Consider the following 20,825-nt stretch of genomic DNA (forward strand, 5'->3'; position numbering starts at 1 on the left):
ACGTTTTGCGGGCCGGTCAGTGGCCGGTCAGTGGCCGATCTGTACGTCGTCGAGAACGCCCAGCGCATCGGGCACGAGAATGGCCGCCGAATAATAGGCGCTGACGAGATATTTGATAACGGCGCGGTCGTCGAGTCCCATATAACGCACCGAAAGGCTCGGCTCGTATTCATCGGGAATTCCGGTCTGGTGCAGACCGACAACTCCCTGCTTTTCCTCGCCGGTGCGCAGCAGCAGAATCGAACTCGTCCGCTCCTTCGTCACCGGAATTTTATTGCACGGGAAAATCGGCACCCCGCGCCAGGACGGCAGGGAATGCCCCATGACATCGACCGCGGTCGGATACAGTCCGCGGGCGCTGCACTCCCGCCCGATCGCGGCGATCGTGAGGGGATGGGCGAGCAGGAAGCCCGGGTCCTTCCACACCGTCGCCAGCAGGTCGTCGAGGTCGTCGGGGGTGGGCGGGCCGGTGCGGGTGTGGATGCGCTGCTTGAGGTCGGCGTGGTGCAGCAGCCCGAAGCCGGGGTTGTTGATCATCTCGTGTTCCTGGCGCTCGCGCAGCGCCTGGACGGTCAGCTTCAGCTGCTCCTCGACCTGGTTCATCGGGTCGCTGTAGAGGTCGCCGACCCGGCTGTGGGCGCGCAGCACCGTCTGCGCGACGCTGAGTTCGTACTCCCGCGGCGTCAGGTCGTAGTCGACGAAGGTGCCGGGGAGGGACGGCTCGCCGTGATGCCCCGAGGTGATGGAGACCGCCGATTCCCCCGTGGAGTTCGTCGGCTGTGCGGTGTCCTGCCCGGCCTCCGCCAGATGGTCGCGCAGCCCGGGGGAGCGGTCGGTGATTTCCGCCACGGCCTGCCGGGGTAGCGCCATCACGGTCACCCGGGTCACCGCGCGATAGCTGAACTCCCACGTGGCTTCCGGGTCGGTGAGCGGCGCGTCACCGAGGTGGTCCCCGCCGGCCAGCGCCTCGAGCACCGCCTCGTCGCCGTACTTGCCGGTGCCGATACGGTCCACCCGGCCGTGTGCGATCAGCACCAGCCGGTCGCCCGGGGTGCCCGCCTCGGCGATCAGTTCACCGGGTGCGTAGTCCTGCTGGGTGAACCGCTCGCCGAGTGCGGCCAGCACCTCGGTATCGGTGAATTCCCGCAGGGCCGGCAGCTCGCGCAGCTCGTCGGGGATGACCGAGACGTCGCTGCCGCTGATATCGAAATCGATGCGCCCGTCGCCCAGGGTGTACGTCCGCCGGCGGTTCACCCGGTAGGTGCCACCGGACACCTGCACCCAGGGCAGCAGCCGCAGCAGCCAGCGGGACGTGATGCCCTGCATCTGCGGCGCGGTCTTGGTGGTGGTCGCCAGATTCCGCGCGGCGGTGGTACTCAGACTGGAATTCTGAGCTTCTTCCGCACTGCCGGGCAGTGATTCGTCGGCAATCGTCACAATGCCACCTGTCTCTTCGGAGGGCGCGATGCGGACCGCCTCCGAAGCACCCTTTCACGGGAGTTCCGCGGCAGCCCGCCGAACCGAAGATAGTGGTGCTGTTTTTATCGACACAATCGCTCGATGGGGTGGCATGGAATTCTCGTTCCATGGATAGGTTTAGCGGGTTCCATTCCGGGGAGAGTGTGCCGGGGCGCACGAGCGGAGGGGATCGTCCAGCACGGCCTGCAGTGCCGCGTGCGCCGCCCCCAGCAGTGGTCCGTCCGCGCCCAGGCGGGACACCGTCACCAACGGCCCGGCGTCTTGCCCGCGATCCGCCGCGACGGCCGTGCGCAGCGCCAACTCCCGCTCCAGGGAAGGCAGAATCCAGGGCGCCAGCCCGGCCAGCGCGCCCCCGAGGACCACCGCCCGGGGATCGAGCAGATTCACCGCCCCGGCGAGCGCGATACCGAGTGCCGTCCCCGCCTCGTGCAGCGCCCGTACGACGGCCGTGTCCCCGTCGGCGGCACACCGCGCCAGCAGTCCGATACGGGCACCCGGTCCCGGATGAGCGGCCGCCGCCCGCCCGGGGACGAGCCCGCCCGCGCGCAGCACGGCCTCCTCCCCGGCGTACTGCTCCAGGCAGCCCCGGCCGCCGCAGCCGCACACCGGGCCGTCCGGATACACCGGCACATGCCCCAGCTCGCCCGCGAACCCCCGTGCCCCCCGCAGCAGTTGACCGTCCACGACGACCGCGGCACCGATACCGATCTCCGCCGACACATGCACGAAGTCCGGGGGCGGGCCCGGCCGTCCGCCGCTCCCGTCCAGCCGCAGTTCGGCCAGCGCCCCGAGGTTGGCCTCGTTCTCGACGGTGAGCGGGAGGGCCGGGGAGCCGTCCCGCGGGGCCGTCGCCCCGGCGAGCCCCGGCGCGAGATCGGCGGCCCGCCAGCCGAGATTGGGGGCGTGCACCACGGTCGTCGCACCGCGGGCCACCAGACCGGGTACGGCCACCGCCAGCCCGGCCGGCCGCAGCCCCTCGGCGGCGATCGCCTCGGTCACCTCCGCGAGCAGCGCGGACAGCCGCCGCAGCACCGGCCCGGGAGCGCTGTGCCGGTTCGCCGCACCGGCCGCCACCCGGGCCCGGACCTGCCCGCGCAGATCGACCGCGCACACCGCCAGATGATCGACGCCTATCTCGGCACCGAGCCCGGCCGGGCCGCGGTCGCTGACCACCAGCTCGCCGCCAGGACGGCCCCGGCCGCCGGTGGCCGCCCGCCCCGCCTCCACCAGCAGGCCCGCCCGCAGCAACTCGTCGACCAGCGGGGCCACCCCCGCCCGGGTCAGCCCGATCCGCGCCGCGACCGCAGGACGGGAAAGCGGCCCCTGCGCGGCCACGGTCCGCAGCACCCGGGCCAGATTGCGCCGCCGGATACCGTGCTGGGTGTCGCCGCCGGGCGCGGTCACGGGGGTCTCCTCGGGGTGCGGGCGGGAGCGTGTCCCGGTGGACGACTGCGGTGGCGCGGTCACCGTCGCAGCAGTGCCCCGCCGTCGGCGAGCGTCGCCGCCAGCCGGTCCCAGGTCGCGCCGTCCCTCGGCTGCGCCTCGTACTCCGCGCCGCGCGCCGTCCCCCACCGCCGGGCCACCGCCGCCGGGTCCTCCTCCAGCAGCAGCCCGGCCGCCTGCGCCGCCGCGCCGAGCGCCACCAGCTCCTGCGCCTCGGGCACCACCACCGGGCGGCCCGACATCCGGCGGACGGTCTCCCGCCAGGCCCGGCCCTTCGCTCCGCCGCCGATCAGCAGCAGCGGCGTATCGGGCGCGGCATCCGCGTCCAGCACCCGGTCCAGGGCCTGCAGCAGCGCGAACACCGCGCCGTCGTACGCCGCCTGGAGCAGCTGGCCGGCGGTGGTGTCGTGCCTCAGCCCGTGGACCAGGCCCGAGGCGCCCGGCAGGTTCGGGGTGCGCTCCCCGTCGAGGAACGGCAGCATCACCACCTCGCCGCCGCCTTCCACGGCCTCCCGCTCACGCCCCAGCAGCGCCGCCACCCGGTCCACGGCGAGGGTGCAGTTCAGGGTGCAGGCCAGCGGCAGCCAGTCGCCGCGGGCATCGGCGAAGCCCGCCACGGTGCCGGTCGGGTCGGCGGGCCGGTGGGTGGAGACCGCATAGACCGTCCCCGAGGTGCCCAGGCTCAGCACCGGCTGCCCGGGACGCAGGCCCAGCCCGAGGGCGGCGGCCATGTTGTCTCCCGTCCCGGCGGCCACCAACGCGCCGTGGGGCAGCGGCAGATCACCGGCGTGCACCGCCCCGGCGGCCTCGCCGGGGAGCGCCACCCGCGGCAGCGCCTCGGGGGAGAGACCGACGTGTTCCAGGATCTCCGGGTCGTAGGCCCCGGTGGACGACGCCCACCAGCCCGTCCCGGACGCATCGCCGCGGTCGGTGACGGACTCGCCGGTCAGGCGCTGGGTGAGGTAGTCGTGCGGCAGCCGCACCGCGGCGGTGGCGGCGGCCGCGGCCGGCTCGTGCTCCCGCAGCCAGGCCCACTTGGCCACCGTGAACGCCGGCCCCGGCACGCTCCCCACCCGCTCGGCCCAGGCCCGCGCGCCGCCCAGCTCCGCGATCAGCCGCTCGCTCTGGGGCGCGGGACGGACGTCGTTCCACAGCAGGGCGGGACGCACCGGCTCACCGGCCGCGTCCAGGGTGACCAGCCCGTGCTGCTGTCCGCCGACGGACACCGCCGAGGCCTGCCGCGCCGCGTCGCCGCACTGCGCCAGCGCCTCGCCCAGCGCCCGCCACCACTGTGCGGGGTCGCTCTCCTTGCCGTCGCCGCCGACCGTGTGCGGCGCCTGGCCCCGGGCGATGACGGCTCCGGTCGCCGCGTCCACGACCAGCGCCTTGGTGGACTGCGTCGAGCTGTCCACCCCGACGACCAGCGGTCCCGCTGACTGTGTGCCCATCGTGCACTCTCTCCCTCGGTGGCCCTGCTCCACGGCCCGGGTCCAGGGGGTTCCCCGGCGTGCTGCCGCATATTAGTTTGGCCGCGGCGTAATTTGTAAAGCGCGTTGACGAAATCACCGGGAGTCGCGATGAGCCACCAGCCCGTGCCCGAGGACAAGTTCAGCTTCGGCCTGTGGACCGTCGGCTGGCAGGGCCGTGACCCGTTCGGTGACGCCACCCGCCGGGCCCTGGACCCCGTCGAGTCGGTCCACCGCCTCGCCGCCCTCGGCGCCTGGGGCGTCACCTTCCACGACGACGATCTGATCCCGTCCGGCGCCGGGGACATCGAGCGCCAGGCGGCCGTCACCCGCTTCCGGAAGGCGCTGGACGCCACCGGCCTGACCGTGCCGATGGCCACCACCAACCTCTTCACCCACCCCGTCTTCAAGGACGGCGCCTTCACCGCCAACGACCGCGACGTGCGCCGCTACGCCCTGCGCAAGACGCTCCGCAATATCGACCTCGCCGCCGAGCTGGGGGCCCGTACCTATGTCGCCTGGGGCGGCCGGGAGGGCGCGGAGTCCGGCGCGGCCAAGGATGTACGGGCCGCCCTGGACCGGATGAAGGAGGCGTTCGACCTCCTGGGCCAGTACGTCGTCGAGCAGGGCTACGACCTGCGGTTCGCCATCGAACCCAAGCCCAACGAGCCGCGCGGCGACATCCTGCTGCCCACCGTCGGCCACGCCCTCGCCTTCATCGAGCGGCTGGAGCGCCCGGAGCTCTACGGCGTCAACCCCGAGGTGGGGCACGAGCAGATGGCCGGGCTCAACTTCCCGCACGGCATCGCCCAGGCACTGTGGGCGGGCAAGCTCTTCCACATCGACCTCAACGGCCAGAGCGGGATCAAGTACGACCAGGACCTGCGCTTCGGCGCGGGCGATCTGCGGTCCGCCTTCTGGCTGGTCGACCTGCTGGAGACGGCCGGATACGACGGGCCGCGGCACTTCGACTTCAAGCCGCCGCGTACCGAGGACCTGGACGGCGTCTGGACCTCGGCGGCCGGCTGTATGCGTAACTATCTGCTCCTCAGGGAACGCGCCGCGGCCTTCCGTGCCGACCCGGCCGTCCAGGATGCGCTGCACGCCGCGCGCCTGGAGCAGCTGAGCCGGCCCACCGCTGAGGACGGCCTCGCCGGGCTGCTCGCCGACGGCACGGCGTACGAGAACTTCGACGCCGAGGCGGCGGCCGCCCGCGGGATGGCCTTCGAGCATCTGGACCAGCTGGCGCTGGAGCACTTGATGGGGGCTGTCTGAGGGGGCTCTATGAGCACTGGGCTGTTTTCCATGCCCTCGGAGGACACTCCGTCGGGCGCGAGGTGAGCTGCGGGCCCGGCTCAGGCGGAGCCGAGGATCGGGCGGATCTCGATCGTCTCCGGGGTGGGCAGGGTCTTGGCCAGCGCGAGTGCTTCCGCCCGGTCGTCGACTTCCAGCACGAACCAGCCACCGAGGGTCTCCTCGCCCCTGTGAGCGGGCCCGTCGGTCACCGTGGGCGTTCCGTCGGCCGCCTTGCGCACCGTGAGCGGGGTCTGGAGCTCGGTCTCGAAGGCCTCGCCGCCGACGAGGTGGCCCCTCGCAGCGATCTCGCCGATCCATGTCTCGTACACCTTGCGGTACGCGTCCCGGTCGGCCTGGATCCGTCGGCGCGACTCGTCCGTCTCGAAGATCATGAGCGCGTACTTCATGAGTGGTCCCCTCCATTGGCGACTCGTTCGATGTCGGCCGGAGTTCCAGCCATGATGGTGCGGGCGTGTTCGGTGACCAGGTCGGCGGGCCAGTCCCACCACGTGGCGCGCAGCAGGCGCTCGATGTCGGGGTCGGTGAAGCGCTGCCGGATCGGTGTGGCCGGGTTGCCGCCGACGATCGTGTAGGGCGGAACGTCGCCGGTGACCACGGTGCCGGCCGCGATGATGGCGCCGTCGCCGATCCGGACGCCGGGCATGACGGTCGCCCCGTACCCGAACCAGACGTCGTTGCCGACGACGGTGTCGCCGCGGCTGGGCATGGCGGTCACGATGTCCAGGGTCTGTTCGGCCCATCGGCCGCCGAACATCGTGAACGGGTAAGTGGACACTCCCATCGTCGGGTGCTCGGCACCGGCCATCAGGAACCTGGTTCCCGCGGCGATGGCGCAGTACTTGCCGATGATCAGCCGCTCCGGCCCGTAGGCGTAGAGCACGTTGCGGTGCTCGAACTCCCGGGCGCCGTCCGGGTCGTCGTAGTAGGTGTAGTCGCCCACGACGACCTTTGGTGAGGCGACCAGGGGCTTGAGGAACACCACTCTGTCGTGTGCGGGCAGCGGATGGACGGAGGTGGGATCGGGCGACAAGGCCAGGCCCTTCGTAGAGCGGATCGTGACGAAATCGAGCCTCGCCCATCTTCCTGACGCTCGCCGAGGAACTGCACTTCGGCCGGACGGCGCAGCGGCTGCACCTGTCCCAGGCGCGTGTCAGCCAGTCGATCCGTCAGCAGGAACGCCGCCTGGGCGGTGCCCTGTTCGACCGCAGCACCCGCACCGTCGCGGTGGAGTTCGCGGAGTTCCACTTCAGCGATCCGCTCGCGCGGATGCGGGCCGGCGAGACCGATGTGAGCTGATGTGGCTGCCGGTGGTGGAGCGAGGCTTGCGCACCGGCCCGTGGTGCTCACGGAGGGCAGAGTGCCGGCCGTCGCCGCTGGTTCCCGGCTGGCGTCGCGGGAGCGCCTGTCGCTGGAGGATCTGGCCGGGCGGACGGTGCCGGAGTTCGGTGATCGTGGCGACGGGCAGTGGATACGGGCGATATGCCCTGACCGGACACCAGGCGGACGCCTGATCCACCACGGCTGCCACCACCGACCTGGGATGTGTCGGCTCGATGACAGCGGCCCGGACGCTGACCCGGCGGTGATCACCGGCTACAAGGCCACCCCGAACCGTCCTGACCCCGAGGTCTGAAATTTCCAAGCCCGCCGCTTTGCGCCGAAGGCGGCGGCCCGGCTCACCTTCGCCAGGTCGCCCGTCGGCGTACGTGGAGGAACTGGGCCAACAGCAGCGCCGCGTCTGTTGACGAACTCCGTCAGAGAGAGTTGCTGCAGATTGCCATGATCGGAAACCTACCGGGCGCTGTGCACGCGCACACGAATATTCCGGTGCCTGATCGCGAGATTGGCGAGGCCCTCGGAGGCTGCGGTGGGTTGATGTCTGTCGCTCAGCCGAACAGCTTGCGCAGGAAGGCGATTTCGGCGGCCCGTTGTTCGCCGCCGCCGCTCTCGTGGGCGTTGAAGCGCCACACCTTGAGTTCCTTCTCGCCCGCGTAGTGGTGGTGGGCGGCGAAGCCGGTGGACGGGGGGACCACATCGTCGCGCAGGGCGGTGCCGAAGAGGGCCGGGGCGGTGGCGCGGGCGGCGAAGTTCAGGCCGTCGAAGTGGTCCAGGGTGTGCAGCGCGGTGTCGATCCGGCCGCGTTCTCCCGCGAAGTAGCGGGTGAGCTCGCCGTAGGGTCCGCTGTCCGTGATCTCGACGGCGCGGCGGATGTGGGTCAGGAACGGTACGTCGATCAATGCGCCCGCCAGACCGGGGGCCAGTCCCGCGGCCGCCAGGGCGGCGGCGCCTCCCTGGCTGCCGCCGGCGACCACGATCCGGCCGGCGTCCACCGCCGGGTGCCCCCGTGCCGTCTCCACGGCCCGTACCGCGTCGGTGAACAGCCGCCGGTAGTAGTAGTCCTCGGGGCGGAGCAGCCCCTGGGTCATCTTGCCGGGCACGCCCGGATTGCCGGAGCCGACCGGATCGAGGGTGTCACCGGGCCGGTTGGGGCCGCTCTGCCCGCGGGTGTCCATGACGAGGGTGGTGTACCCCGCGGACGGCCACAGCAGCCAGTCGTGCACCAGCCCCCGGCCGCCGCCGTAGCCGAGGTACTGCACGACGCACGGCAGCGGCTCGTCGGCCGCGCGCGGGAAGAGGAACCAGCCGCGGATACGGTGCCCGCCGAAGCCGGAGAACGTCACATCGTGGGTGCGCAGCAGCGCCAGCCCCGCATCGACCTCGGTGAAGTGTGCATCGAGGTCATGGGCACGGGCTTCGTCGAGGGTGCGCTGCCAGAAGGCGTCGAAACCGGCCGGCTCGGGGCGCGGCGGGCGGTAGTTGTGCAACTCGTCCAAGGGCAGGTCGGTGAACACAGAAAACCTCCGAGCCGTAGGTGGCTTGCTGCTTGCTTGCCTGTCGCCAACGGTGCCCACGAGCCGGACAGTTCAGACGTGGCTTCGGGCCGGTCAGCGCCCGCCGTGGACGGCGACTTCGAGAGCAGCCCGCCGACGCCCGCCGACGCCCGCCGATGCCCGCCCACGGCAGCGGCCGGTCAGCGGTCGATACGCTTGCCCGCCGCGCCGGCGTCCGTGACCTCGCCCACCTCGGCGGCGGCCGGATCCAGCACCCGCGCCAGGAACGTCCTGGTCCGCTCGTGCCGAGGGGCGCCCACCACCTGCTCCGGAGTGCCCTGCTCGACGATCACTCCGCCGTCCATGAACACCACCCGGTCGGCGACCTCCCGCGCGAAGCTCATCTCATGGGTGACGACGAGCATCGTCATGCCCTCCTGCGCCAGACCCCGCATCACCGCCAGCACATCGCCGACCAGCTCCGGGTCCAGCGCCGAGGTCGGCTCGTCGAAGAGCATCAGCTCCGGGTCCATGGACAGCGCCCGGGCGATGGCCACCCGCTGTTGCTGCCCGCCGGACAACTGCGCCGGATAGGCAGTCGCCTTGTCACTGAGCCCGACCCGTTCGAGGTTGGCACGGGCGATCCGCTCCGCCTCGGTGCGGTCGCGGCGCAGCACCCGCCGCTGGGCAATCGTCAGATTCTCCAGCGCGGTCAGATGCGGAAAGAGGTTGAAGGCCTGGAAGACCATCCCGATCCGCTGCCGCACCCGGTCGATGTCCACGTCCGGGTCGGTCACCTCGGTGCCGGCCACCACGACCCGGCCCGCGCTCGGCTCCTCCAGCAGATTCACACAGCGCAGCAAGGTCGACTTCCCGGACCCCGAGGGCCCGATGACACACACCACCTCACCGCGCGCCACCGAGAAGTCGATCCCGCGCAGCACCTCCAGCTCACCGAACGCCTTGCGCAGCCCCTGTACGTCGATGGCCTTCGCATCCGTCGTCCCCGGTGCCGCCTGGTCGGTCGTCACACAGCTCACCTGGCCTTCGCCGTACGGGCCTCCAGCCGACGGACCAGTTGGCCGAGCGGGAGGGTGATCACGAGGTAGAGCAGCCCGGCGATCAGGATCGGGGTCAGGCTCTTGTGCTCATTGAGCGCATCGCGCCCGAAGTTCGCCAGCTCGAACTGGCTGAGGGAGAGCCCCAGCAGGTACACCAGCGAAGAATCCTTGGTCAGCAGGATCAGTTCATTGGTCAGCGGCGGCAGCACGATGCGGAATGCCTGCGGAATGACGATCGAGACCATCGCCCGGCCGTGCGACATCCCCAGGGAACGCGCCGCCTCCGTCTGGCCCTTGGGAACCGCCTGAATACCGGCCCGGATGGTTTCCGCCATGTACGCCGCGCCCACCAGCCCGAGCGACAGCATGACCGTGACGTTCATATCGAGCGCGACCTCGAAGGCCAGCGGCACACCGAAGCCGAGCGCGATGAACACCAGCAGACAGGGAATGCCGCGGAAGAACTCGATATAGGTGACCGCGATCCAGCGGTAGGGCGGCACCGAGGAGAGGCGCATCAGGGCGAGCACCAGTCCCAGCGCCAGACCGAAACCGAAGCCGAGCAGGGTGTAGAGGACGGTGTTGACCAGCGCCGTGGTGATGATGTCGGGGAACAGCGCCTTCGCGACCTCCACGTCGAAGAATGCCATCCGCAGCTGATGCCAGTCGGCGATCAGCGCGAAGACCACCACGGCGAGGACCAGCACGCCGTACTGCACGCCGCGGATCACCCGGGCGCGCTGTCGTTTCGACAGAGGAATGACAGACATGACGGCGGGCCTCAGCTCTGCGGGGTGGTGCCGAACCACTTCTTGTAGATCCGGTCGTAACTCCCGTCCGATTTCGCCTTCTTGATGACCGTGTTGATCTTCTTCCGCAGTGCGTCGTTCCCGGTGCGCACACCGATGCCGTAGTGCTCACCGGTATTGAATTCCGCGGTGACCGTGGTGTCCGGATTCTGCTTCACATAGTCGAAGAGCACACCGTTGTCATTGATGCCGGCATCGACCTGGCCGGACTTCACGGCGGTCAGCAGCAGCCCCAGATCCTCGAACTCCACCAGCTCGACGCCCTTGCCGTGCTTCTTGGCGTAGATCCCGCCGGTGGTGGCCTTCTGGTAGCCGAGCTTCTTGCCCTTGAGGTCCTCGACCTTCTTGAAGGGCTTGCCCTTCTTCGTCAGCAGCGCCTGCGTGGCATTGAAATACGGGTCGGAGAAATCCATGACCTTGTCCCGCGCGGACGTGATCGTCATACCGGCGGCGGCCAGATCGCATTTGCGGATCGTGAAATCCTGGCCGGTCTCAATGCCTTCGAAGGGGGTGTTGACGATCTCCTGCTTCACACCCAGGTCCTTGGCGACCAGGTCCACCAGATCCACATCGAACCCGACGGCCTTGCCGTCCTTCTTCACCTGGAACGGCGCGTAGGGAAGGTGGGTGCAGGTCTTCAAGGTCCCGGAGGAGACCAGTTCCAGGCCGCCGGAACCCTTCTTCCCGCCGGACGTGGTGCTGCTGCACCCCGCCAGAACGGCGACGGCTGCGGCGACGGCTATGACAGGCAACGCGGAGCGAGCGGACACAGGCCCTCCAGGGGCAGGATGAACATCAACCAAGCCGTGCGTGCTGCGATGTGGCTGCATCCTGCCACCGGTCCTGGGCTCTGTCCCCGCTGCGTCGGTTGCGTCTGTGTAACGCCTTCGGCCCGCATCCGGGACCGTGAACGGGCGCCCGGGCGTGCGCCCGGCTGCCGCTCATGCGCCTGTGCCGACGCGCCGGCTGCCGCTCACACGCCCGGGCGTGCGCCCGGCTGCCGCTCATGCGCCGCCGATGTCTCTGGCCCTGGCTGACGCCCCCCCGGGCCGCTGCTTCAGCGGCCGAGCCCCGCCGCCAGCTCGGCGATGGCTTCCGGACCCACCCGGCAGCAGCCGCCGATGAGCCGGGCACCGTCCGCGGCCCAGGCGGCCACCCGGTCCGCGCGGAACGCCGCCTCGCCGCACCAGGCCCGCGCCCCGGCGTCCCAGCTCTCCCCGCTGTTGGGGTAGACCACCACCGGCTTGCCCGTGACCTGCGCCGCCAGCCGCACCGCCCGGTCCGCATCCTCCGGTGCGCAGCAGTTCACCCCCACCGCGATCACCTCATCGGCCTCGGCCGCCACCGCGAACGCCTCCGTCAGCGGCTGCCCGGCCCGGGTGCGGTCACCGGCCACGCTGTACGACAGATAGGCCGGCACGCCCAGTCCGCGCACCGCCCGCAGCAGCGCCCGGGCCTCCTCGGCATCCGGCACCGTCTCCAGCGCCAGCACATCGGGCCCCGCCGCGGCCAGCACCTCCAGGCGCGGCCGGTGGAAACGCTCCAGCTCGTCCACCGACAGGCCGTACCGGCCGCGGTACTCGGAACCGTCCGCCAGCATCGCCCCGTACGGGCCCGCCGACGCGGCCACATACAGCGGCCCGGCAACCCCGCCGGCCAGCGCCCGCCCTGCCGCCTCGCGGGCCAGCTCCACACTCCGGCCGAGCAGCGCCGCGGCCCGCTCCTCGCCGATACCGCGCCGCGCGAAGCCCTCGAACGTCGCCTGATAGCTGGCGGTGATCGCGACCTGCGCCCCGGCTTCGTAGTACGCCAGATGCGCTTGCAGCACCGCCTCCGGCTCCTCGGCCAGCAGCCGGGCCGACCAGAGCGCGTCGCCGAGGTCGTGCCCGGCGGCCTCCAGTTGATTGGACAGCCCGCCGTCGAGGACGAGCGGCCCCGCGGCGAGGGCGTCGGTGAGCGGCGGGGACGTGCTGACCATGGTGCAGAACCTCTCGTTGTTGCGGGACGCGCGGGTGCTCACGCCTCACCCCGGAGCGTAACGCCGACCGCTGACACAACCCCTTGCCGCAGTGCTGCGCACGCCGCGGCGTAGGACACCTGCGTACCCCGCGGGGTAGGGCACGTGCGCCGGCCGTTACGGCACGGCGGCCGGCGCACCACCGGCGACTGGCCGACGCCACGTCCGGCGCGGGCTCAGTGCAGCGACGAGAACACGAACGAGAACCGCGCCGGCGCCACCTCCAACCGGTGCCGCGGCAGCACCCCGGGCCCGCACGACTGGCTGCCGATGCCGTGCTGTGCATGGTCGAGATGGAGCCACAGATCCTCGCCGGGCCGCAGATCCGTGGTGTGGCGGGCCGCGGCCAGCTCCTCGGTCGTCCACCGGCGGGCGGTGAGGAAGAAGTCCGGATCGCCCTCGATCCGCAGGCCCGAGCCGTCTGAACGGGTCAGCTCCGCCCAGCGCACACCGGGCCGCGCACCGTTCTCCTGCGGCCGCACATACGGCGTCTGCAGGGCGTCCACCGACATCGACCAGCGGCTGACCCGGGCGGCCGCCCGGCTGTCCGGATAGCCCTCGCCCGGCCCGCCGCCGAACCACCGGACCAGGCCGAGGCTGCCGCACACCCGCATCCGCACTCCGAGCCGCGGCAGCGGCACCGGCCAGTCACCCTCGGGATCGACGCTCAACTCCAGCCGCAGCAGACCCCGTTGTGCTGTCCAGCGATAGACCGCGCGCAGCGCCAGCGGCGACCCGGCCGGGGCGACCCGGGACCGTACGACCACGGTGTCCGGGCCGGTCTCGACGGCATCGACGCGGTGCCGCATCCGGTGCAGGCCGATCCGCCGCCACTCGGTGGCAGGACGCGGCCCCGGCTGCCAGGGCGCGGCCTCGTCGTTGTCGGTCGGCGCCCGCCAGACGTCCAGCCGGGGGCCGCCGATCCGGACGCCGTCCAGATAGGCCAGCGTCCCCGTCCCCGCGTCGAAGGTCCCCGGGCCGAGGACGATCACATTGCCCTCGCCACGGCGCGGCGCGGCGGTGGCCGCCGGGGGAGTGGCGGCGGGGCGCGGGGCGGCCGGCAGCTGGCCCCAGGCGATCTCGTGCCCGGCGGATGCCCAGGGGGTGTCCTCGTCCAGCACCGCCCGGACCGTCCAGAGCGCTTCGCCTACGTCCCTCTCGTCGCCCTTATCGCCCCCGTCCGCCCGGTCGCCCTTGTTGTCCGGCCCGGCCGGCGGCGCCGGCAGCTGCACGACGGCCGACTCGCCGGGGCCCAACGGCGGCACCGTGAGCCGGCCGTGACCGCGCGGCTCACCGTCCACCTCGTAGCTCCACCGGAAGCCGAGGTGGCCCAGGCCGGCGAAGTCGTACAGATTGGTGATCCGGACCGTGCGGGCCGCGCCGTCCTCGTCGGTCCCGGTCCCGGTCCCGCCCCCGGTCCCTGCCCCAGCCCCGGTCCCGTCGGTCCCGGTCTCGATCCGTACCGGTTCCACGACCTTCTTGAACTCCAGCAGGCCCGGGGAGGGCACCCGGTCGGGAAAGACCAGGCCGTCGCAGACGAAGTTCCCGTCGTGCACCTCCTCGCCGAAGTCTCCGCCATAGGCGTGGAACACCTCGCCGGCGGGCGTCTGCTGCCGCAGCCCGTGGTCGATCCACTCCCAGACGAAACCACCCTGGCAGCGCTCATAGCGCTCGAACAGCCGTTGGTACTCGCTCAGCCCGCCCGGCCCGTTTCCCATCGCATGCGCGTACTCGCACAGGAGGAAGGGGAGTTGGCGCCGTCGGGCGTCCAGCTCCGGATCCGGCAGCGGCGCCTCGGCGCGCTGCCCGATGCGCTCCACCTCGGCGTGGTCGGCATACATCCGGGAGTAGACATCGGTGTCGGCGCAGCTGGGGTCGCCCTCGTAGTGCAGCGGCCGGGACGGGTCGCGCTCGCGCATCCAGGCGGCCATGGCGGACAGCCCGCGCCCCGTACCGCACTCGTTTCCCAGCGACCACAGCACGACGGCGGGGTGGTTCTTGTCCCGCTCGACCATCCGCCGGGCCCGGTCGAGCAACGCCGGCTCCCAGCGCGCGTCATCCACCGGGTTGTCCCGCCGGCCCTGCCCGCCGAACCCATGGGTTTCCAGATCGCACTCCTCGACCACCCACAGGCCCAACTCGTCGCACAGGCCGAGGAAGGCGGGGTGCGGCGGATAGTGGCTGGTACGCACCGCGTTGATGTTGTGCTGCTTCATCAGCAGCAGATCGCGGCGCATCGTCTCGGGGTCGAGGGCCCGTCCATAGCGCGGATGGAACTCGTGGCGGTTGACGCCGCGCAGCAGGATCCGGCGGCCGTTGACCTTCAGCAGCCCGTCCTCGACGCGGACCGTACGGAATCCGATGCGCAGCGGGATCCGCTCACCGGAGGTCACCAGCTCCCCGTCGTAGAGGTGCGGCGCTTCGGCCGTCCAGGGGTGCACCGGCACCGTCGCGCTCTGACCGGTCGCCAGATCGAGGCCGAGCGCCGGAACCGTCACCCGTCCTTCCGGCTCGGACTCCACCCGCAGGGTGCCCTGGCCCGTGACGTGATCGAACTCGGCGTGGACGAAGTGGTCGGCGACCGACCCCTCCGGACGGCGGTGCAGCGAGACCTCCCGGAAGATGCCGGCCAGCCACCACTGGTCCTGGTCCTCCAGATAGCTGCCCGACGACCACTGGTGGACGCGCACCGCCAGCACATTGCCGCTCGGTCGCAGCAGCGGCCCGACCTCGAATTCGTGCGGCAGCCGGCTGCCCTTGAAATGGCCCAGCTCCTGGCCGTTGAGCCAGACCCGGGCGCAGGATTCCACCCCGGCGAAGTGCAGCACCGCGGGGCCCTCGCCCCACCCCTCGGGCAGGTCGAAGACCTGCCGGTGATCGCCCGTCGGGTTCTCGTCCGGCACCCGCGGCGGATCGACCGGGAAGGGGTAGGCGGTGTTGGTGTAGACGGGTGCCCCGATCGGCTGCGCGGTGCCGCTGCCCTCGTAGGAGCCTTCCGAGGCGAAGCGTCCCTGGAGCGCCCAGTGGCCGGGCACCCGCAGCTCCGGCCAGTGCGCATCGTCGAAGTCCGGGCGGGCGAACGAGTCGTCCTCGGCGGTGGCGCTCGCCGAGAGCCGGAACCGCCAGCGGCCGTGCAGCGAGAGCCGGACCGCATCCGACCTCGGGTACCAGGCACGCGGCGGAAGGGCGCCGCTGCCCGGTGAGCGGTCTTCGTAGTACGGGGGGTGCTGGTCCTGGCCGGGGTGGTGCGGTGCGTTGTCCGTCCCGTCGGCGATCGGGGGCGGCGGTGCGTTCTCCGTCCCGTGGGCGCTCCGGGGCGGCGGTGCGCTGTCCGTTCCGTCGGTGTTCCGGAGCGGCGGGGCGTCGGCGGCGTGGGTCGGCGGTGCGTCGGCGGTCCGGGGTGGCGGCCCGTACGACGTGTGGTGCGGCGCGTGCGGCGAGGTGCCGGTCACTGGTCCTCCTGCTGCGGGCGACGTGCCTGGCGTGGGGGGATCAGTTCAGCGAATCATGTGCGGCGGCACGGCGCAGCCGGATGAGGAGGATGGGGCCGGGGCGCCGCGGGGGTGCTGCCCGGCCGGCGCCCGGGCCAGGGGGCAGCGGCGCACCTCGGCGGCGGAACTGAGCTACCGGCAGCGGGCGTTGGCCCGCTCCGCAGCCCTGGCGGCCCTTCCCCGCACCCGCCGGCCTCACGTCCCCTCCCTTCATCCCCTCCTCTCATCTCCCTCCCCCTCATCCCTCACCGCTCACCTCATCCCTCACCGCTCACCTCACCCCTCGGCCGACAACACCGCCCAGGCGCCCGCCGGATCGTCCGTGGCCGGGCCCGCGGGCGCCCACTGTCCGTCTTCCCTGCGATACGGCCGCCAGCGGCCGTCCCGCCCGTAGCGCAGCTGGGCCCCGCCACCGATCACCGTCCACCGGTTGCGGGTGGCCCGTAGCCGCGGCCGGATCTCGCCTTCCTCCCAGGCGGCCGCGAGCCGCCCGGTGGCCCGCGTCAGCTCCTCCGGTTCCGGTGTCCAGTCCTCCTCCAGGACCGCGAGCCCGGCCGGGCCGCCCAGTTCCCAGGCCCGTACGGCCAGTGCCAGCGCCCGCGTATCACGCCCCGAACCGGCGGCCAGCCGCGCCGATATGGCCTCCCCGGGATCGGCCGCCGCCAGCCGGACCGCGTCCTGGGCGGGGGTGAGCTCCGGCGGCAACGGGGCGTCCGGATGCCCGGCGGAGAGCGCATCCGCCAGCAACCCCCGGGCGCGCGCCGCCGCGTCCCCGATCAGGAACTCCAGCGCCGCCACTTCCACCCCGGGCGCGGGAGGGGTGGCGCCGCCGAGCACCGGCGGTACGCCCGGTGCGGCGACCGGCGACGGTGCCGCGGGCAGCGACGGCAGGATGTCGCGCGCCGCGTAGGCCTCCGCTGCCGGCACCCCCGAACCGGGACGCTTGTCCCCGTCCCCGTCCCCGCCTCTGCTCGCTGCTCCGGCCCCGCCCGCCGGCCCCTCAGCCCGCGCCGCGCTGCGTGCCTGCAAGGCGTCGAGCAGGTCCCGCTCACCCCGGCCGCGCAACAACAGCAGGACGAACGGGTCTTGATCCAGCAGCCGCGCCAACTGGTAGCAGAGCGCAGCCGTATGCGCGCAGTGGTCCCATGCGCCGCAGCTGCACTCCGCCTCCAGGTCGCCGATGCCCGGCAGCAGTTCGATCCCGGCGGCCGACGCGTCCTCGACGAGTACCGGCGGCATGTCACGGTCCAGCAGCGCCGCGATATGCCCGGCCCGGTCCGCGACCACGTCGAGAAGGCGGTCCCAGCCCGCCGCGCCCAACTGCTGCAACAGGACGTCGGACCGGTGACGCGTATGGTCACGGTCCTGGACGATCGCGGTGATCCGGCCGGGTCGCACCGAGACCGCGCCGACCGCACCGGCCCGCGCATGCCGCCGGCCCAGCTTCAGCTGCCCGTTGTCCAGCGCGGTGTCCTCCAGTGCCTTGATCCACGCCTGCCCCCACCAACTCCGGGCAAAGGCCCGCCCGCGTGCCGGGGGCAAGGCACCGAACGTCCGCTCACCGGCCGCCGGGCCCCTGTCGTCCGCGTGCCTCGCCTGCGCCGGGCCTCTGCCGTCCGGATTCCCGTCCCGGCCCGGGTCCCTCTCGTCCGGATACCGCTCCTGCGCCGGGTCCATCGCTTGTTCCTCTCCGGGCCTCGTCATCACTCACTCCCTCGCAGTGCGACCAGGTCCGCCAGCTCGGCGTCGGTGAGTTCGGTCAGCGCGGCCTCACCGGACCCCAGCACCGCATCCGCCAACTGCTGCTTACGGGAGAGCATGTCGGCGATCCGGTCCTCGATCGTGCCCTCCGTGATGAACCGGTGGACCTGCACCGGGCGGGTCTGCCCGATGCGGTACGCGCGGTCGGTGGCCTGCGCCTCGACGGCCGGATTCCACCAGCGGTCGAAGTGGACGACATGCGACGCCCGGGTGAGGTTCAGACCCGTACCCGCCGCCTTCAGCGACAGCAGGAACACCGGTGCCGCGCCGTCCTGGAAGCGCTGCACCATCTCCTCGCGGCGGGCCACCGGCGTCTGGCCGTGCAAGAACTGCGTGGGCACCCCGCGCGCCGCCAGATGGCTCTCCAACAGCCGCGCCATCTGCACATACTGGCTGAACACCAGCACGCTGGAGCCCTCGGCCAGGACGGTGTCGAGCAGTTCGTCCAGCAGCTCGACCTTCCCCGAACGGCCCGCGGTCCGCACCGCTTCCGCCGCCTGCCCGCGGTCCGCCCGGCCGCCGCCTTCCTTGAGGTACTGCGCGGGGTGGTTGCAGATCTGCTTGAGCGAGGTGAGCAGTTTGACCACCAGCCCGCGGCGGGCAAACCCGTCCGTCTTGGCGATCTCATCAAGCCCCTCGCGCACCACGGCTTCGTAGAGCCCGGCCTGCTCCATGGTGAGCGCCACCACCCGGTCGGTCTCCGTCTTGGGTGGCAGCTCCGGCGCGATCCCCGGATCGGACTTACGGCGGCGCAACAGGAAAGGCCGCACCAGCCGGGCGAGCCGTTCGGCCGCCGCGCCCGCCTCCGGGGACGCCGCCGCACCGCCCTCGATGGCCTGCGCATAGCGCGTCCGGAACCGGCTGAGCGGCCCCAGCAGGCCGGGCGTCGTCCAGTCCAGGATCGCCCACAGCTCCGACAGATTGTTCTCCACCGGGGTGCCGGTCAGCGCCACCCGTGCCTTGGCGGGCAGGGTGCGCAGCGCCTTGGCGGTCGCGGAGAAGGGGTTCTTGACGTGCTGCGCCTCGTCGGCGACGACCAGCCCCCAGCGCACCTGCGCCAGCTTCCCGGCGTCCAGCCGCATCGTTCCGTAGGTGGTGAGCACGAACTCGTCGTCCGCCGGCTCCGCCAGGCTGCGCCGCCCGCCGTGGAAGCGGCGCACCGGTGTGCCCGGCGCGAACTTCTCGATCTCCCGCTGCCAGTTGCCCATGAGGGAGGCGGGACAGACGACCAGCGTGGGGCCGGCCGAGGCGGGGGTGGTCTGCCGGTGCAGATGCAGGGAGATGAGCGTGATCGTCTTTCCCAGCCCCATGTCGTCGGCGAGACAGGCGCCCAGTCCCAGCGACGTCATCCGGTGCAGCCAGCCGAGTCCGCGCACCTGGTAGTCGCGCAGCGTCGCGGTGAGTGCCGCCGGCTGCCGGACGGGTGCGGCACCGTCGTTCTCCGGGTCGGCGAGCAGGTCGCGCAGCCGGGCCGGCCATCCGGAGGCCTCCACTTCCACCCGCCCGCCGTCCGGGGTCCCGGCGGATCCGATGAGCGCGGCGCCGAGCGCATCGAGCGGCGTGATCTTATGGTCCGGGCGGTCCCGGGCGGCCCGCACCGTCTCCGGGTCGATCAGCACCCACTGGTCGTGCAGCCGCACCAGCGGCCGTCCCGCCTCGGCGAGCCGGTCCAGCTCGTTCCTGTCCACTTCCTGGCCGCCCACCGCGAACCGCCAGCTGAAGGAGAGCAGGGCATCCGCCGACAACAGCGAAGGCAGCCCCGACTCCGGTCCCTCCCAGCCGCTGCCGTCGCCCGCCTCGGGCGACCCCACCACGGCCCGGCTGGTCAGCGTGCGGGCCAGATCCTTCGGCCAGTGCACCTGCACCCCGGCGGCGGCCAGCGCACGGCCGGCCGGGCCGAGCAGTTCGGCGACCTCTTCCTCGGCCAGCTCCAGTGCCCCGGGTACCGCGGCGGACAACAACGGGCCGAGTGGCGCCCAGACATCCGCCGCACGACGCAACGCCAGCAGCGTGTCCATCCGCGCCCGCGGCCCGAAGGCCTGCCCGGCGGACGACGCCCCCGCCCACACCTCGGCGGCCTCGGCGACCAGCGTCGGATCGGTGAGGCTGTGCAGTTGGAGCACGGCGGTGAAGGTGATGCCGGCGTCCGGGGCGTCCGCAGTCTCGGCGTCCGTGAGGTCCGTAGCCTCGGCGGCCTTGGTGGTCTTCGTGGCCTCGGCGGCCTTGGTGGCCCCCGTAGCCTCGGCGACCTCGGTGGCCCCCGTGGCCTCGGCGATCTCGGTGGGCTCCGAGGTCTCGGTGTTCCCCGCCACCTCCGTGCCCCGCACGTCCACCCGCAGTGAGATCCGTACGCCCGCGTCATGCCCCGCGGCGACATCCGCGGCCCAGGCGCGCTGTTCGGGGATCTGCTGCGGTGCCGGCGCCGCGAAGGCCGGCGCGCCGGTGACCAGCGCCGCGCCGGGGGAGCGCGGCAGCCCGTCCGCCACCGCGTCGAGGAAGGACCGGAGCTGCCGCTCGGGGTCCGGCAGCGCCGGCGGTGCGGAATCCGGCAGCGGGACGGCGTGCGCGTACGGCGGCATGGCGGCGGCGAGATCGCGCAGCCGCTCGATGTCCACCGGATCGAGCGGACCCAGCCGCCAGGCGTCATACCCGTCGGGACTCACCCCCGGCAGCAGCCGGCCGCGGGCCGCGAACTGCAGCGCCAGCACGGCCGCGGCCCCCCAGAAGGCGGCGGCCGGATGGGTGCCCCGTGCGGCCCGCGCGCGGGTGAGCACCGGCACCGCCTCGGCAACCGTCAGGACGAGCGCCGGGACCTCGCACAGGGGAACCCCACCGTCCTCGTCCGGCAGGACCACCTCCAGCCGCTCTGCCGCCCAGCCCTCCCCGTCCGTCGCACCGCCGTCCTCGTCCGCCGCCCCGCCTTCTCCGTCCGTCGCACCGGCCGGGCTACGTGCCTCTTCAATGGGCGCGCCATCGGGGCGCCAGAACGCCACCCGCCCGGCACGCGGCGGATCCGACGGCAGGAAAACCGCTGCACAGCGGGACAGAGCGGAGAGCCGAGCGGGCGTGACCGCCGGGGGTGGTGTCACCGGACAGAACTCCTCAAGTTTGACTACTGGCGCCTGAAGCGCCCGAGAGTACAGGACCGGG

General features: G+C 72.3%; 16 protein-coding genes. 3 read left to right on the forward strand and 13 right to left on the reverse strand.

Translation table 11 applies throughout. From position 1 onward, the window contains the following. Positions 1-27: 27 nt before the first annotated feature. The 3 genes from ABR737_RS38685 to xylB all read right to left on the reverse strand — a co-directional run bounded on the left by ABR737_RS38685 (position 28) and on the right by xylB (position 4,370). The gene (locus ABR737_RS38685) at positions 28-1,440 is read right to left on the reverse strand and encodes a family 2B encapsulin nanocompartment shell protein (RefSeq protein WP_350257091.1); all 1,413 of its coding nucleotides are present in this window, start codon (positions 1,438-1,440) and stop codon (positions 28-30) included. A 156-nt stretch (positions 1,441-1,596) separates the two neighbouring features. Then, positions 1,597-2,883 (reverse strand): ROK family transcriptional regulator, encoded by a 1,287-nt coding sequence (locus ABR737_RS38690; protein WP_350255833.1) that lies wholly within the window; start codon positions 2,881-2,883, stop codon positions 1,597-1,599. 59 nt (positions 2,884-2,942) lie between these two features. Continuing rightward, the gene (gene xylB, locus ABR737_RS38695; protein WP_350255834.1) at positions 2,943-4,370 is read right to left on the reverse strand and encodes a xylulokinase; all 1,428 of its coding nucleotides are present in this window, start codon (positions 4,368-4,370) and stop codon (positions 2,943-2,945) included. Between the two features lie 129 nt (positions 4,371-4,499). On the opposite strand from xylB, the gene xylA reads away from it, so the two are divergent. Further along, the gene (xylA, locus tag ABR737_RS38700; protein WP_350255835.1) at positions 4,500-5,663 is read left to right on the forward strand and encodes a xylose isomerase; all 1,164 of its coding nucleotides are present in this window, start codon (positions 4,500-4,502) and stop codon (positions 5,661-5,663) included. An 80-nt stretch (positions 5,664-5,743) separates the two neighbouring features. Here xylA and ABR737_RS38705 read toward each other — a convergent pair whose 3' ends face one another. After that, the gene (locus ABR737_RS38705; RefSeq protein WP_350255836.1) at positions 5,744-6,091 is read right to left on the reverse strand and encodes a YciI family protein; all 348 of its coding nucleotides are present in this window, start codon (positions 6,089-6,091) and stop codon (positions 5,744-5,746) included. Continuing rightward, positions 6,088-6,735, reverse strand: a complete 648-nt coding sequence (locus tag ABR737_RS38710) for a CatB-related O-acetyltransferase (RefSeq protein ID WP_350255837.1) — start codon at positions 6,733-6,735, stop codon at positions 6,088-6,090. The genes ABR737_RS38705 and ABR737_RS38710 overlap by 4 nt, the downstream gene beginning before the upstream one ends. A 53-nt stretch (positions 6,736-6,788) precedes the next feature. Between ABR737_RS38710 and ABR737_RS38715 the strand changes: the two genes are divergently transcribed. Next, complete coding sequence (locus tag ABR737_RS38715) at positions 6,789-7,001, forward strand: LysR family transcriptional regulator (protein ID WP_502964533.1); 213 nt, start codon at positions 6,789-6,791, stop codon at positions 6,999-7,001. A gap of 61 nt (positions 7,002-7,062) precedes the next feature. Further along, positions 7,063-7,338 carry a hypothetical protein gene (locus tag ABR737_RS38720; RefSeq protein ID WP_350255838.1) on the forward strand — a complete coding sequence of 92 codons (276 nt, stop codon included), beginning with the start codon at positions 7,063-7,065 and terminating at the stop codon, positions 7,336-7,338. Positions 7,339-7,591: 253 nt separating this feature from the next. Here ABR737_RS38720 and ABR737_RS38725 read toward each other — a convergent pair whose 3' ends face one another. From ABR737_RS38725 to ABR737_RS38760, 8 genes are all read right to left on the reverse strand, one after another. Continuing rightward, positions 7,592-8,557, reverse strand: coding sequence for an acetylxylan esterase (locus ABR737_RS38725; RefSeq protein ID WP_350255839.1), 966 nt, complete (start codon positions 8,555-8,557; stop codon positions 7,592-7,594). A 179-nt stretch (positions 8,558-8,736) separates the two neighbouring features. After that, a complete protein-coding gene (locus tag ABR737_RS38730; protein WP_350255840.1) occupies positions 8,737-9,576 on the reverse strand; it encodes an amino acid ABC transporter ATP-binding protein in 840 nt (279 codons plus the stop codon). Next, complete coding sequence (locus tag ABR737_RS38735; RefSeq protein ID WP_350255841.1) at positions 9,573-10,367, reverse strand: amino acid ABC transporter permease; 795 nt, start codon at positions 10,365-10,367, stop codon at positions 9,573-9,575. Before ABR737_RS38735 ends, ABR737_RS38730 begins: the two co-directional genes overlap by 4 nt. A gap of 11 nt (positions 10,368-10,378) precedes the next feature. Beyond that, positions 10,379-11,176, reverse strand: coding sequence for an ABC transporter substrate-binding protein (locus tag ABR737_RS38740; RefSeq protein ID WP_350255842.1), 798 nt, complete (start codon positions 11,174-11,176; stop codon positions 10,379-10,381). A 287-nt stretch (positions 11,177-11,463) separates the two neighbouring features. Next, positions 11,464-12,384, reverse strand: coding sequence for a homocysteine S-methyltransferase (gene mmuM / locus ABR737_RS38745; RefSeq protein WP_350257092.1), 921 nt, complete (start codon positions 12,382-12,384; stop codon positions 11,464-11,466). A 215-nt stretch (positions 12,385-12,599) separates the two neighbouring features. Beyond that, positions 12,600-15,698: a glycoside hydrolase family 2 TIM barrel-domain containing protein gene (locus ABR737_RS38750; RefSeq protein ID WP_350257093.1), complete on the reverse strand. Its 3,099-nt coding sequence runs from the start codon at positions 15,696-15,698 to the stop codon at positions 12,600-12,602. Between the two features lie 492 nt (positions 15,699-16,190). Then, positions 16,191-17,618 (reverse strand): SWF or SNF family helicase, encoded by a 1,428-nt coding sequence (locus tag ABR737_RS38755; protein ID WP_350255843.1) that lies wholly within the window; start codon positions 17,616-17,618, stop codon positions 16,191-16,193. Beyond that, positions 17,618-20,764, reverse strand: a complete 3,147-nt coding sequence (locus tag ABR737_RS38760) for an SCO1167/SCO6262 family helicase (protein ID WP_350255844.1) — start codon at positions 20,762-20,764, stop codon at positions 17,618-17,620. The genes ABR737_RS38755 and ABR737_RS38760 overlap by 1 nt, the downstream gene beginning before the upstream one ends. Positions 20,765-20,825: the final 61 nt, after the last annotated feature.

Origin of the sequence: Streptomyces sp. Edi2 (genome assembly GCF_040253635.1) — a bacterium.
GTDB lineage: Bacteria > Actinomycetota > Actinomycetes > Streptomycetales > Streptomycetaceae > Streptomyces.

What these genes read in the sequence shown, in the direction of transcription:
- xylA (WP_350255835.1), top strand. Translation starts at nt 4,500, where the DNA reads ATGAGCCACCAGCCCGTGCCCGAGGACAAGTTCAGCTTCGGCCTGTGG.
- ABR737_RS38705 (WP_350255836.1), bottom strand. Translation starts at nt 6,091, where the DNA reads ATGAAGTACGCGCTCATGATCTTCGAGACGGACGAGTCGCGCCGACGG.
- ABR737_RS38735 (WP_350255841.1), bottom strand. Translation starts at nt 10,367, where the DNA reads ATGTCTGTCATTCCTCTGTCGAAACGACAGCGCGCCCGGGTGATCCGC.
- xylB (WP_350255834.1), bottom strand. Translation starts at nt 4,370, where the DNA reads ATGGGCACACAGTCAGCGGGACCGCTGGTCGTCGGGGTGGACAGCTCG.
- ABR737_RS38755 (WP_350255843.1), bottom strand. Translation starts at nt 17,618, where the DNA reads ATGACGAGGCCCGGAGAGGAACAAGCGATGGACCCGGCGCAGGAGCGG.
- mmuM (WP_350257092.1), bottom strand. Translation starts at nt 12,384, where the DNA reads ATGGTCAGCACGTCCCCGCCGCTCACCGACGCCCTCGCCGCGGGGCCG.